Annotated in this window: 11 protein-coding genes; 6 read left to right on the top strand and 5 right to left on the bottom strand. The window is 50.5% G+C overall.

Features of this window, described 5'->3' with window-relative positions; all coding sequences use genetic code 11:
• Window positions 1-12: 12 nt before the first annotated feature.
• Window positions 13-984 carry a UV DNA damage repair endonuclease UvsE gene (gene uvsE / locus ACAW87_RS04255; protein WP_370721916.1) on the top strand — a complete coding sequence of 324 codons (972 nt, stop codon included), beginning with the start codon at window positions 13-15 and terminating at the stop codon, window positions 982-984.
• Between the two features lie 66 nt (window positions 985-1050).
• Window positions 1051-1965, top strand: a complete 915-nt coding sequence (locus ACAW87_RS04250; protein WP_370721915.1) for a sugar phosphate isomerase/epimerase family protein — start codon at window positions 1051-1053, stop codon at window positions 1963-1965.
• A 28-nt stretch (window positions 1966-1993) separates the two neighbouring features.
• On the opposite strand, the gene ACAW87_RS04245 is transcribed toward ACAW87_RS04250, so the two are convergent.
• Window positions 1994-2494, bottom strand: a complete 501-nt coding sequence (locus tag ACAW87_RS04245; RefSeq protein WP_370721914.1) for a DinB family protein — start codon at window positions 2492-2494, stop codon at window positions 1994-1996.
• 201 nt (window positions 2495-2695) lie between these two features.
• On the bottom strand, window positions 2696-4330 hold the full coding sequence (locus ACAW87_RS04240) for a carboxylesterase/lipase family protein (protein ID WP_370721913.1): 1635 nt from the start codon (window positions 4328-4330) through the stop codon (window positions 2696-2698).
• 117 nt (window positions 4331-4447) lie between these two features.
• Here ACAW87_RS04240 and ACAW87_RS04235 point away from each other — a divergent pair, with 117 nt between their 5' ends.
• Window positions 4448-5074 carry a PepSY domain-containing protein gene (locus tag ACAW87_RS04235; protein ID WP_370721912.1) on the top strand — a complete coding sequence of 209 codons (627 nt, stop codon included), beginning with the start codon at window positions 4448-4450 and terminating at the stop codon, window positions 5072-5074.
• Between the two features lie 45 nt (window positions 5075-5119).
• Here the strand turns inward: ACAW87_RS04235 and ACAW87_RS04230 are convergent, their stop codons facing one another.
• Complete coding sequence (locus ACAW87_RS04230) at window positions 5120-6439, bottom strand: DEAD/DEAH box helicase (RefSeq protein WP_370721911.1); 1320 nt, start codon at window positions 6437-6439, stop codon at window positions 5120-5122.
• Window positions 6440-6609: 170 nt separating this feature from the next.
• Here ACAW87_RS04230 and ACAW87_RS04225 point away from each other — a divergent pair, with 170 nt between their 5' ends.
• From ACAW87_RS04225 to ACAW87_RS04215, 3 genes are all read left to right on the top strand, one after another.
• Window positions 6610-7938 (top strand): DEAD/DEAH box helicase, encoded by a 1329-nt coding sequence (locus tag ACAW87_RS04225; RefSeq protein WP_370721910.1) that lies wholly within the window; start codon window positions 6610-6612, stop codon window positions 7936-7938.
• 59 nt (window positions 7939-7997) lie between these two features.
• A complete protein-coding gene (locus ACAW87_RS04220; RefSeq protein WP_370721909.1) occupies window positions 7998-9146 on the top strand; it encodes a DEAD/DEAH box helicase in 1149 nt (382 codons plus the stop codon).
• An 89-nt stretch (window positions 9147-9235) separates the two neighbouring features.
• Entirely contained in the window at window positions 9236-9640 is a 405-nt protein-coding gene (locus ACAW87_RS04215) for a hypothetical protein (protein WP_370721908.1), read from the top strand.
• Window positions 9641-9927: 287 nt separating this feature from the next.
• Here ACAW87_RS04215 and ACAW87_RS04210 read toward each other — a convergent pair whose 3' ends face one another.
• Together ACAW87_RS04210 and ACAW87_RS04205 are read right to left on the bottom strand one after the other, a co-directional pair.
• On the bottom strand, window positions 9928-10350 hold the full coding sequence (locus ACAW87_RS04210; RefSeq protein ID WP_370721907.1) for a DUF2254 domain-containing protein: 423 nt from the start codon (window positions 10348-10350) through the stop codon (window positions 9928-9930).
• An 84-nt stretch (window positions 10351-10434) separates the two neighbouring features.
• Window positions 10435-14454 (bottom strand): two-component regulator propeller domain-containing protein, encoded by a 4020-nt coding sequence (locus ACAW87_RS04205; protein WP_370721906.1) that lies wholly within the window; start codon window positions 14452-14454, stop codon window positions 10435-10437.
• Between the last annotated feature and the right edge of the window lie 144 nt (window positions 14455-14598).

Raw genomic sequence — 14598 nt, 5'->3', positions numbered from 1 at the left:
GGTTGTATTACCATGAATACAGCACCGTCAAATATTGGTTACGCCTGCATTAACCTGACCCTACAGGCTGAAGATAAAGTGATGACAAACCGGGGAATGATTAAAAAAACATTCACCGAAAAAGGAATTCAGTATGCCTCGCAGCTCGCTCTGCAAAATGTGCAAGACCTACTGAAGATCGTCGACTGGAATCTGGCGCACGGTTTTCGCCTCTTTCGTATGTCGTCAGATCTATTCCCCTGGGCCTCTGAATACCGACTCCCGCAACTTCCCGACTTCACCGAGATTCGTGCCGTTCTGGAAGAAATTGGTGCCAGACCTATCAGGCTTACTTTTCATCCCGGCCCGTTCAACCACCTGGCCGGACAAGGTAAGACCCTCGACAACACCGTTACTGATCTGGAATATCAATCAGAGGTGTTTGACATAATGGGGCTTATGCCTTCGCATTGGAACAAAATAAACATTCACGCCGGAGGTACATATGGCGACAAAACGGCTACACTACTTCGTTTTGCCCATCATTTCAACACGCGACTGTCGGCGAATCTCCGGGCCCGCCTCACCGTTGAAAATGACGATCGGATTACGCTGTATTCAGTAAAAGATTTGCTGTTTTTACACGAACAGATCGGAACACCTATCGTTTTCGATTATTTCCACCACGCGCTACACCCCGATGAGCAAACGCAGGAAGAGGCCTTTCATATGGCCTACGATACCTGGAATGTTCGTCCGGTTTTCCACTATTCCGATTCACGTCGGCATTACGAAGATCCGAAAGCACGTAAGGAGGCCCATGCCGATTGGCTGTATACCGCCGCTAATACATATGACCGCGAACTCGACATTGTGTTTGAATCGAAAATGAAAGAGTTATCAATTCTGCGACTACGGGGCGACGAACCAGACTATTCACCAAAAGTGCGGAAGCTGATCGAAGCCTCGGCCATTGCGGCCGATCTGGCAGGAACCACTGATTGAGTAAATCAACGCCCTGGTGTCGCTTTTTTCACAGCAATCGCGCTTTCACTCCTAGCAACTCGCCTCATGCTACAACTCGGTTTTGTATCCGCCATTCTGGCTGATTATGATCTAAACTCAACCCTGAAATTTGCGTCGACACACGGATTTAAATGCGTTGAAGTCATGTGCTGGCCCGCCCAGAACGCCGACGCCCGACGCTATGCCGGTGTTACACACATAGACGTAGATGATCTCGATGTGGATTATATCCAGACGTTGTGCCAACAATACGGCGTATTTATTTCCGGACTCGGGTACTACCCTAATCCGCTGGACGCCAATGACGAACAAGCCGAATTTTATCGGGAACACATCAAGAAGATCATTCGGGCGGCGGCTAAGCTGAACGTACCTGTGGTGAACACGTTTATTGGCCGAAATACGGCGCTGAACGTGACCGATAACCTGAAACTGGTGGCCCAACACTGGCCCGCCCTGGTAAAGGTTGCCGAAGAGTATAATGTCAAGATCGGCATTGAAAACTGCCCGATGTGGTTCAGCGACGACGAATGGCCGGGTGGCAAAAACATAGCCACTACCCCCGCTATCTGGGATCGGCTTTTCGAGCTGATCCCTTCGCGGGCGCTTGGACTGAATTACGACCCCAGTCACCTGATCTGGCAAATGATGGACGAAGTACGACCGATTTACGAGTATAGGGATCGCCTGCACCACATTCACCTAAAAGACGTAAAGCTGTACCGGGATCGCCTCGACCGGTTTGGCATTATGGCGAATCCGCTGACGTATCATTCGCCCAAGTTACCCGGCCTCGGCGACGTACGCTGGAATGCTTTTTTTGCCGCGCTGACCGACGTACGTTACCGCGGACCTGTATGCATTGAAGTAGAAGATAAAGCCTTTGAAGGATCGGCCGAAGACGTACACACGGCCATTCTGACCGCGCGCAATTACCTGAAACAATACCTGGCCGACTAGCTTCCAGACAACCAGGTACGTTACCGACTTATTGAAAAGCTGGCTCGTCGGCGCTGGGGCCGTAACTGCCGGGAATAGGGATATCCAACAGGCGCAGGTAAACGCCTAGCTGAGCCCGGTGATGAATGATCTGCGAAAACGACATCCGAACAAAATCACCCTTTGTATCTGTACTATAGATTTTATCGCCTTCACGGAGCGTGAACAAAGGCTCCAGATCTGTTTCCGTTGCTGTGCTAAGAGCGGTTTTCCCATCAGCAAGCGACTTCTCGAAGATAGCGAGCAATTCAGCATTGGTTTGAAATTGGGTAGGCGTGTAGTCCATCGCGGCAAAGTCAATTTCATTGGTCTGGAGCGTTAATACTACCCAGGAAGGCATTTCGGCAATGTGCACAGCCAGTTGGCTCATCGTCATACTTTTAGGATGCGGACGCCAATCGTGGCTACTTTCGGGAATTCGGCTTAGCATGTTGCGGGTTGTTTTCGCCTCCATTTCCATTTCCTGTTGCAACAATTCGATGATCGACATAGCGTATTGGTTTGGTTGAGTAGCAAAGATCAAATCCCCCACTGACAGCCCTATGTCAGCAGGGTTCACGCCCTATTCCCAAAAGAGCATAAGAAAAGCGACCAGCCCGAATTACCGAACTAGTCGCTTTTTTTTAGTACTCCGCCAATTTGATTTCTAGACGTCAAGCTAATCAACTAGCTAAAATGGTCGAGCTCTACGTTACTTCACAAAAAACTGATCAAGAAAGAGGTAACGATCCCGGTTTTTTTCGATTTCGGGTTGTGTCGTTACATCGATCCGCATGACCGGCGCAGGTTGGCCAGCTTTGAGCGCCGTCCAGGTAGGTAAGCCCGTTCCGTTTGGGTTACCCGTTTTGATGAAATTGGCAAAAAAAGCCTGCATCGTTTTCGATACTTTTTCATCATCGGCTGTCCAGGCGTATACTTTGTTCGACGACAAATTACCCATGGCGTATTCAATCTCGGCTGAGTGTACAGCCCCTTTGGGAGGGGCCTGTTTGGGTGCCGACGCATCGGCATTTTTTACTACACCACCGGCTAAGCCAGCCGTTGCGTTACCCATTTCGGGCACCATTGGCGGCCGTGGACGCGTATAGAAATACCGATAAACCGGTTGTCCACCGGTTTGGCTATGTACATCGGCCCATTTCCAGGTACTAAAGCCAATGAAGCGGTCACCCGCCAGATCAGTCGCTACCTGCACTACGTCGGCATCAGTGGCAGGGGCGTAGTGTTTCAGCGCTTCGGTTGCTTTCTCGCCATACAGTTTTTGCACTGCCTTCGTGAAATTGGCCACGGTAGGTTCGTCGTTACCCAGAATGCCTTTGTAACCCGACTCTTCGGAGTTCCAGCCAACCAGCAAGGGTACACGTGCCTGTTCACCCATTCCGAATATAGTTGTTACCGGTTTGGGGAAGAAATAGCCATCTACGCAGGTGCTGAAGCGCGGCGTTGCCGGTTTAGCCGTGGCTTCCAGAATCTGGTCGCCGGGTAAAGCACGGAGTTCAGCCAGCGAGGAAGCACCCATACTGGTTCCGAATTTGGTACCCAAAGCCTCGGCTTCGTCCAGAGTCATGGGTGTCAACGTACCTAGCAACGAGCCACTTTCGCCAATGGCTCCGGCAATCAGGTTCTTCGACAACGGAGAGGCCATTTGCGCACTCACAGACGTTGACCCCGCCGACTCACCAGCAATGGTTACTCGTTTGGGATCACCGCCGAATGCCGCAATATTTTTCTGCACCCAGACCAGTGCCGCCTGCTGATCTAGTAAACCGTAGTTGCCCGACGCCTTGTGAGGTGATTCTTTAGTCAGTTCGGGGTGAGCCATAAAGCCGAATACACCCAGCCGGTAGTTGACGGTTAATGTCACAATACCCTGCCGGGCCATGCTCTCGCCATCGTAACGGGGTTCTGAGCCATCGCCCGCCATGTAGCCGCCGCCGTAGAAGTAAACCAGTACTGGCAGTTTATCATTGGCCGATTTAGCCGGTGTCCAAACGTTTAAATAGAGGCAATCCTCGCTCACGCCGTTCGACCGAAAATTCATGTCACCGAAAATAGCGCGTTGCATAGCGCGTGGCCCAAACTGATTGGCTTTCCGCACGCCCGTCCAGTTTTTAGGCGGTTGAGGTTCACGCCAACGCCAGTCGCCCACGGGTGGCTGGGCAAACGGAATGCCTTTGAAAGACCGTAGACCTCCTGTTTCCGTCACGCCTTCCAGCATTCCGTTGGCGATCTTCACGCGGGGAGGTGCGCTTGTTTTGGTCATCTGTGCGGGTGCAACCGTAGCCACCCCAACGCATGCCAGCATCAATAAAAAGTAAGGTTTCATCAGGTAAAAGGGAATGAAGGTACAACCCTGATGAAAGCACTAAAACCCGTTATTCATACTGATTAATCCGCTTTAGGCTAGGTACGGCCCGGACCAATAATCCTGTTTGGTAGCTGGTTGCATCGTATTTTTGGTCACGCTCCCGTACGGGCTATCCCAATCGCCAACATGACCGAACCTACATCCAGAAAAAAACAGGCTAAACTGCTACGGATTGCCCGAAGCCTTCACCGCACCACCGGGGCCGTGCTCTTTATTTTCTTCTTCGTGGTATCGGTAACCGGACTGTTGCTGGGCTGGAAAAAGAACAGCGGCGGCGTACTCTTAGCCAAATCGTATCAGGGAACCACCGCCGACCTGAAAAAGTGGTTACCCGTTGATAGCTTGCACACCATCGCCTGTACCATCTTGCACGATTCCGTTTCAGCCGACCTTGCGCTCGATCTCGAACGAATCGACATACGGAAAGATAAAGGCATGGTGAAGTTCGTTTTTGCCGACAGTTTTTGGGGCATTCAACTCGACGGAGCCACCGGCAAACTCCTCCACATTGAACGACGCCGGGCCGATTATGTCGAGAAAATCCACGATGGGTCGATCATCGATCATTACCTGGGTTTCGATAATGGCGCGGTCAAACTGGTTTACTCCACCGTGATGGGTGTGGCCTTATTATTATTCACCATTACCGGCTTCTGGCTCTGGTACGGCCCCAAACGCATGCGCAAAGACGCCAGCCGTTAACGGATCAACCAGCTGGGCCCTGTGCATGCTTTGATAGCCATTCATTTACCGGGCCACTTCGATCTTGTATTTCTTGCCCTTCATTTTCTCGTTCTGAATCCGGCCCAGTAGCTCAGCTAATTTGGTGCTGCGAACGGAGGCAAACGACATGAAATCACCGACTTCAATGCGGCCAAGATCATCTTTGGCAAGTTGCCCTTTCTGACCGAAAAAGCCGACAATATCTATCTTGTTGATCTTGTTCTTCTTACCGCCACTGATATACACGGTCGTGTAAACCGGAGGCGAAGGCAATGGTGGCGCAGAAGCGGGTAATTTGAACTCGTCGAGGTTTTCGGGCATGTAGAACGGTCCCGATTCTCCATTTGGCAACATGACGTAAGCCGTACCGGCAGCGTGCATCCGGGCGGTGCGACCGTTGCGGTGCGTAAATTCGGTTTCGTGCGAAGGCAATTCGTAGTGAACAACATGCTTCATGTCGGGAATATCGAGGCCGCGCGCCGCCAGATCGGTGGTGATCAGGTACGTTACGCTACCTCCCCGAAACCGAATGAGCGCACGTTCGCGGGCGTCTTGTTCCAGTGCTCCATGATAAGCCGTACTGTGCAGCCCCTTGCTATTCAGCCAGTTGCTTAGATGTTCAACCGTATCTCGCAGGTTGCAGAAAATAAGGGCCGATTCGGAACCCAGCGTGCAGAGTAACCGGAACAGCGCCGCGCGATCGTCGGGCCCATCGGTATACACCACTTTCAGCGTGAGGGCATCTGCCTTTGCCTCGTCGGCCTCGAAAACAAGCCGGGTTGGGTTGTGCAAGTCAACAAAGTCTGGAATGGCCACGCCCGACGTTGCCGACACCAGCACCCGCGTTTGCAGGTTGGGAAGCTTGCCTATGATGTACGCCATTTCGTCGTGGAAACCCAGCGTCAGCGACTTATCGAACTCGTCGAGTACAAGGGTGTGGATTCCATTAGTATCAAAGGTGCGGCGCGTAAGGTGATCGGCAATGCGGCCGGGGGTCCCGATCAGCAGGGCGGGCGGATTGCTCAGATTCTTCACTTCGGTATCTACCGAGTGACCGCCGTAACACACATTTACTTTGAAGCCCGTGGCCATTTTGCGCCATACCTGCTCGATCTGCATGGCCAATTCGCGCGACGGCACCAGCACCAGACACTGCACACGGGTTGCGTCGGCCTGAAGTAGCTGAAGCACCGGCAGCAGAAAACCAAGGGTTTTGCCCGATCCGGTAGGAGCCATCAGAAACGTGTCGGTGCCGGGCTGGATAGCCTGTTCAGCAGCCGTCTGCATGGGGTTCAGCGCCTCAATGCCCAGGGCAGCAAGAACGGGGGTACGTACATCATTCATGCCGTAAAAGTACAGCTTATCGACACGATAAGACCTGGTTCACTCCGTTTTGAAACCTTATCGGGTCCATTTGGGCTTCTATCTACCTATGAGGCTACTAATGAACGTTTCAATTGCCCCCCAGGCCTTATAAGTTTGCTGTACCTTTGCATTATACTCGATAGGAAACCATGACGTTTGCCGACCTCAATCTCAACAAACCGCTGCAAAATGCCCTGAATGACCTGGGCCTAACTACTCCCACGCCCATTCAGGAACGCGTATTTTCGGTCGTGATGTCGGGACGCGACGTGTGTGGTATTGCCCAGACTGGCACCGGTAAAACCATTGCCTACCTCCTGCCCTGCCTGCGTCAATATCAATTCTCGAAGGAGCGTATTCCTCAGATGATCGTGCTGGTACCAACCCGAGAGCTGGTAGTTCAGGTAGCCGAAACGGTTCGTCAGCTAACTACTTATATGAACCTGACAGTGGTAGGCGTGTATGGCGGTGTGAATCTTAAACCGCAAACAGCCCTGGTACAACAGGGAGCTGACGTGCTGATTGCCACCCCCGGCCGCCTGGTGGATCTGCTCTCGTCGGGAGCAGTGAAGATGAAGGCGGTGAAGAAGCTAGTAATCGATGAAGTCGACGAAATGCTGAATCTGGGTTTCCGGGCACAGCTAAAAATCATTCTCGATTTGCTGCCACCAAAACGGCAGAACCTGCTGTTTTCGGCCACCATCACCCCCGAGGTAGAGCAACTGATTGAGACATTTTTTGCCAGCCCGGTGCGCGTAGAAGCCGCCCCGGTAGGTACGCCGTTGGCCGGTATTTCGCAAATGGCTTATCCGGTTGTGAATTTCAACACGAAAATCAATCTGCTACAATTACTGCTCGATCGGGATGAAACAATGAACCGCGTGCTGGTATTTGTATCGACTAAAGCGTTTGCCGATGTGCTTTTTGACGATATGGCCGATCGGTTTCCCGATCAGGTGGGCGTCATTCACTCCAACAAAGCGCAGGCTAAGCGCTTCGAGGCCGTCAATCAGTTTCAGGATGGCACTATCCGCGTACTGATTGCTACCGATATTGTGGCGCGGGGGATCGACGTAGCCAACGTCTCGCACGTGATCAATTTCGATTTGCCCGAGGAGCCAGAGAGTTACATCCACCGCATTGGTCGCACAGGCAGGGCCGACAAAAAAGGCATCGCCATAGCGTTCATCACCGACGCCGAGCAGGACCGCCAAACGGCCATTGAAACGCTGATGAATTACCCAATTCCCATTGTGCCCCTTCCTAACGACCTGCTGATTTCGCCGGTGCTGATCGATGAGGAGATGCCGAAGATCAACATGAAGACGATCACCGTAAAAACGGTTCGTCGCGAAGAAGTTGGCCCCGCTTTTCACGAGAAAACCGCTAAAAATCAAAAAGTCAACGTTCGACGAAATTACGCCGCCGAGAAAATGCTGAAGTATGGTCGACCTATTAAGCGAAGCGGTAAAAAATAACAGAGTTCTGTATCCCGTAACACAAACAGCCTCTACCCCTTTCACGTACCCAACACACTATGCCCTTTTCTGACCTCGGCTTGTCGAAGCCCCTGCTGACTCTTATTGTGGAACAGGCCTACCTGAAGCCTTATCCCATTCAGCAGGAAGCGATTCCGCTTATTCTGGTAGGAAAAGATGTGCTGGGAATTGCCCGGACCGGGTCCGGCAAAACGGCCAGTTATGTGTTACCCATTCTGGAACGGTTGCAGCGGCAGCGTGCTCTGGTACGCAGTTCGGTAAGCCACCGGGTATTGGTGCTGGTGCCTACCCGTGAACTGGCGGTTCAGGTAGCGCAGGTTTTTCAGACGTTTGGGGCCAACCTGCCGCGCCGGATTAAAACCGTGGCGGTGTTTGGTGGAGTCTCGGCCAACCCGCAGATGATAGCCGTGCGCGGGGCCGACGTGCTGGTAGCCACGCCCGGCCGCCTGCTCGATCTGGTGGCCCAAAACGCCGTGAAGCTATCTGGCATTGATACGCTCGTTCTCGACGAAGCCGACAAAATTCTTGAACTGGGCTTCGCCGACGAAATGAAACAGGTGTTTGACCTATTACCTGCACAACGTCAGACCGTGCTTTTCTCGGCTACTCTGGGAGACACTATTCAAGACATCAGCAGCATGGTATTGCGAAAGCCTGTCAAAATCGAGATCGAAGAAGAAACCGCCTCCATCGATCAGATTCGGCAAACGGCTTATCGCGTTACCCCCGAACGAAAAAGTGCGCTGCTTCGCTACCTGATCAAGTCTGGCAAGCTGACACAGGTGCTCGTCTTCGTGTCAACTACCCGAACGGCCGATAATCTGGTGGCAAAACTGGGTAAAAACGGTATTCAGGCCGTGGCCATGCACGGGCATAAAACGCAGGGAGCCCGCACCGATGCCTTGGCGCGTTTCAAGTCAGGTACGTTGCCGGTACTGGTGGCTACTGATTTACTGGCCCGAGGTATCGATATTCAATTTTTGCCACACGTGATCAATTTCGAGTTGCCCCGCTCTCCCAAAGATTACGTCCACCGCATTGGTCGCACCGGACGGGCCGATGCGTCGGGCGAAGCCATTTCACTGATCACACCCGAAGACGAGCACCACTTTGGAGTTATCCAGAAAAAGATGGGTAAGCGCGTCGATATGATCGATGCTTCCGTTCTTGATCTGACGGGTTCCTGATGTTTTGTTGATCATCATTGGGTGCATAGGGTAGTCTTTCCGAACAAACAGCGTACTTGTTGGCTTTTATCAGGTCAAAACACGTACCTATGAAAGCTTTGTTCAACCTGCTATTGTTCTTCCTGATGAGTTGGTCTTCGGTCGCTCAAAATAAACCAGCCTCTACCACACCTCCCTCTGTAGTGTCGGCTATTGAAGGCGTCACTGGTAAACAGTTCCTGCCCGATACCACCTACACGGCTCTCTCGGAAGAAGATGTGACGGTATTGGCCAAGGCCCCGCTGGCAAACTGGGATTTACCCCGCGAAAATGGGAAATACATGATGTACTCCAACCTGGTTGTGGGTACCCGTTCGTATCAGCTTTTGATCACCAAACTGCCGAAAGACGAATTTCCCTCCGCTCAACTCATTCGCTACGACACGCCAACAGCCAAACCGGAACCCATTGCTCGCGGTGTCCTGAAACCAAAGCAAGCACCAAATACTCGATGAACGAATTAGCTCTTTTGATCATCAGATGCGAGTACTACCAGGGTGAATGTTGCAACGATTAGTAGGCTTTCTTACTGCCCCGGAAAGCTACTTCCGTCTGTAAAGAATATAATAAACAGTTCCGAATAGGCTACCTAGTAGCGGGTAAGCAATGACAAGGGGATAAAACTGTTTAGACTTCAGCTCTAAAAAGAAGTAAGTGGCATAAGCCAAATACATTTGTCCTGACGTACCTACCACTTAAGCTTCACCCTCCCATAAGTAGCTAGTCGCGTCTCGCTTGTAATTCATTCCCAGGCATCTCGATGCGCAACAAACGAGGCTTGCACCGCTTGTTTTTCATACTCAGACTCCAGCGTCTGGTTAGCCCAGGCGAGTAAGAGTATTGCCTGCTGTTGCATCGTTTGCTTACGATCGGGTAAAGAGCCAGCCCCACTCGCGGTAAGTGCAAGTGCTTGTAACAAGCGTAACAAAACAGCATGATTTCCTTTCGCGTTGATCCGGGGCAAGTCAAACGCAAGCTGCATAAATCGGTCGAAGCTGCGGGCTGCTACAATCAGGCGAAGTTGCTTTTTACCCTTCCAGGCGGTGTTTGTGTCAAACTCTACCAGACCATAGGCCAGGCCAAATGAAAAGAGGACCAATACCCCCGGTACAAACCAGAGTGATGCCCGAAGTTGTTGCCAATAATACCCGAGTTTGCTATTCATAACGCTGTATAACTCTCTACAACATCAAGCGGTTTACTTATCTGCTATGTATTTGCTGGTCAGCCTGCCTCTCCATGTTGTGCATCAGACCGTTTTGCTGGGCGTGATTCCGTATTTCTTTTTGAAGGCTCTTCCAAAGTAGTTTGGATCGCTGAAACCGACTTCGAAAGCCACCTCTGATACGCTCAACCCGGTTTCCAGTAGCTGACGACCCAACGTTAGTCGATAATCATTCAGGTATTCTTTGGTGCTGAGTCCAGTTAGCGTTTTCAGTTTCAAGTGCAATTGCGACCGGCTACAGTTCATGAGTTGAGCCAGCGAATCCGCCGTTACTTCTTTGTTTTTGTACTGCTGATTAACCAGCGTCGAAAACCGTAGAACAAACTCCTGCTCTTTGTTTCTTCGGGGAAGAGGTGCCAGCAGTGACTCAGCTAAGCTGCCTGCCATTTTGTTTTTCAGCAACGATAGTGTTTTGAGTTGATTGCTAATGGTAAGGTCCAGCTCTTTGAGATTGAATGGCTTACTGATGTAGCCGTCGGCACCACTGTTCAGCGCATCAATGATCGTTTTGTCATCGTCGTTGTCCAGCAGGAGAATAATCGGGATGGTCTGCGTACGCTCATTCATTTTCAGCGTTTTACACAGGTTTCGGTTTTCTTTATCGTGAATATCGCTGTCACACAAAATCAGTTCTGGCAATACTGATTCAGCCTTTTTCAGGGTTTCGCTGAAGGAATACGTCACGCAGATTCGATAGTTGTCCTGGTAGTGGCGTTTCAGAAACTGAGCCAGATCTTTATTGCGGTCGGTAATCAATATAACAGGTTTATCGGTCGATTCCTGCTCATCGGCTCCCTCTTCAACGTACCCATCCTCAACCAGCATCTCCTCTGTGAAACGGAGTGCGTGTGTACCCGGCAGCTCCTGCTTTTTGGCCCCTAGGGTTCCTCTACTAACTGGACTTTTGTGGATCGGGATCTGAATAGAAATTACCTGACTGCTTTGTTTTCGGCTGAAGACAACCTTACCTAAGAGTAACTTCAACAAGCTGAATGTCAGCAAAATACCAATACTCGTCGCATTATTTAGTCGGAATATTTCTTCATTGCCTTCAGAGAGACGGTAACTTTTTTCAACCGTATCGACTAATTCCGCTTTTCCGTCGAGGCAAAACGTCAGTACAAGCTGGGCATTCGTTGAGCCGGACGTTTGTTCGAACTGCACATTCAGCACGATCTCCTCGCCCTCGGCCAATTCATTGATGAGGAAGAAAAACACGTTTCCAACAATCATCTCTACCTTATTGGCATCGAACGAAGCCAGCAGATAAGGATGTGAAAAAGTAATTCGTTTCTGAATGTGGCGGACCTGCAACAGCGGGTCGAAGCCATGAATGGTCTCTTTCATGAACCCGACCACGTCAAGAGTTGTGAGGGTTACTTTCTGCTGTTCACTACCCGTCTTACGGAGTTCAGTGATCTGATCGATCAGCGATTGTAATCGCCGGGCGTTCTTTTTGATCACACTATAATTTGTAGCCGAACTGGTACGTTGAAGCTGCCCGGCGTGAATCAGTTCATCAATCTCAGCCATGATCAGCGTAATCGGCGTTTTGAACTCGTGCGACAGAAAGGTGAAAAAGTTTAATTTCTGTTGATTCAGTTCGTGGCTTTTTTCCCGTTCTACCCGCTCCATCTGCACGGCCATTTTCTGGTGATTCATGAACGTGATGAACCGTCGGTACAACAGCAGTGCGCCGATTCCCAGCAGAACATAAATCAGATACGCGTAGGTTGTCTGCCAGAACGGTGGCTTGATCACCAGCCGAATAGTGCGTTCCGTAGGCGACATTTCACCATTCGACTGATATGACCGTACATGAAATGTGTATTGCCCCGGCGATAGGTTGGTATACGTTTGTGAATTTTTAGTGGTTTTAGGACCCCAGCTTTTTTCAAAACCTTCCAGGTAATAGGTGTAGTAGTTGGTCTTCTTTGAGAAATAATTAATGGCCACAAAGTCCAGCGTAATCACATTCTGGGAAAAGCTGAAGACCAGTTCTTCCGTTTCGTCCAGATGCCGACTAAGCATGAGCGATCCGTCGGGCTTCACCTCTTTGTTGAAGAGCTTCAGATCGGTAAAATAAACGGGAGGATCGACTACCCGGCTGGTTATAACAGCGGGATTGAAATAGCACAACCCGTCTACACTTCCGAAATACAGGAAACCGCGCTTATCTTTTAATGACGATCCAAAATTGAACTGGGTGGCCTGCAACCCATTACTCTTGTCGAAAATTCGAAACGTGTTCTGGCGGGGGTTGAATGACAGTAGCCCCCGATTGGTAGAGAACCAGTATATACCCGCATTGTCCTCCAGAATTCCGTATACAGTTTGGTTGGGAAGAAACGTATTGGCCGGATTCGGGACGATTTTCTGCTGCTCATAACTCCAGTAGCAGGCACCCCCATTGATACTGCCAAACCAGATGTTATGTTTGGCGTCTTCATACATCGTAATGATCTGATTGTTGCGAAAGGCTTTGGTATTGTCGGTGTAATAATGAGCCAACGCGCCTGTGGTGGGGTTGTAGCGGTACACACCCGCCGTTCGGGTGGCTACCCAGATGTGGCCGGTTACATCTTCAAGCACTGAATAAACAAAGGCATCCCCCAACACATCTGGTCTGATTAGACGAAAAGTGCCTGTCTTCTCATTCATGATGTTGAGCCCGTCTATGGTTCCCACCCACAGTCGGTTCGACCGGTCGCGGTAAACGGTACACACAAAATTGTTGGCGATCGATGTTGAATCGGCGGGATGGTGCGTGAAAACACGTTTCTGCCCCGTAACCGGGTCTATCCGGTTAAGCCCTCCCAGGAACGTACCCACCCAGGCTACCCCCGATTTATCTACATGAACAGTATGTACATTATCGTCGCTGAGCCCGTTTGTTCGGTTGTGGTGAGTGAAGCGGCCTGTAGTCTGGTCAAGCACTGATATGCCGGCGTCTTCAGTTGCAATCCACAGCCGCTGTTTGTCATCCTCAACGAGTTGGCTGATCGCTTTACCGGCAAGGCCTTTTCCGTTGAGCGCGGGGAAAAGATGATGAAACGACGTGCCAACGGGTCGGGTGTAATTCACACCACCGAAGTAAGTACCCAACCAGACGGTGCCACCCCGGCTAACACAACTCGAATAAACCGCCCGATCGGTTAAACTATAGGGCGATGTGGCAAATGATTTATCATAGCGCTGTACCGTGTGCTGACGCATGTTAACGATAACAATTCCCGATTCACTACCGATCCAGATGTTGTCTGCGTCGTCCTGATTCATTGTGCGCACTACCCGTATTTTGGGATTGGTGAGCTGATTCAGCCAGTCGACAGGCCGGAACACCATTGCTTTCTCATCCAGTTGAAAAACCCCTCCATTGGTACCTAACCAGATGGTGCCTTTACGATCTTTAAACAGCGTGTAATTCCGAAAAGAGGCTAATCGTTCCTGACCACTATCGTCAATGGCGACCGGCAAAATGGTTTCGCCTTCTGCGTTAATGATGTTCGGTTCGCTACCGTGCAGTACAAGGAAGGTTCCCTTTCTGAATTCGCAGATAGACCGGATATTCTTTAGAGGTAGTATATGACGTACCTGACCGGTATGACCTACAATAAAGACTCCGTTGTTCGTACCAACCCATAATTCGCCGGTCGATACCCGCTTGATATCGTATACGTTCACGGGTGCCTTACTTAATTGCACCTGCCTGAACGTATCCGTACTATTTAAGTACGTAAACAACCCGATCTCGGTGCCCACCCACAACTGTTTACCTACCGCGTAAATGCAGCCAACCCGATTGGCCTCTTCGTCGGGGCTATACACATTGAAGTAATAATTTTTGATCCGCTGCCCATCATATCGACTGATACCGTCGCGGGTTCCGAACCACATAAATCCTTTATAGTCTTCAGCAATACTAAAAACGCTATTGTGCGATAGACCATCCTCCGAGGTTAGTGAGTTAAAATGAAAATCCTGAGCCATGCTATTTCTTCTTACAGACAGCAACAGCATGATTATCAGCACCGTATTTTTCATAATAAGCAAAGTATCTACAGGCGTATAATTAATCGCACTAAGGTCTTCTGGCCCGCACAGGTTTACAATTAGCTACTCAGCTACCCAATAATTGTACATATGTCTGGATTTTCTGCACAAAAGTAATGATTTGCAGAGGCCTCA

Source organism: Fibrella aquatica (genome assembly GCF_041321135.1).
In the GTDB taxonomy this organism is placed as follows: domain Bacteria; phylum Bacteroidota; class Bacteroidia; order Cytophagales; family Spirosomataceae; genus Fibrella; species Fibrella aquatica.
This window is presented reverse-complemented; position numbering and strand designations above follow the sequence as displayed.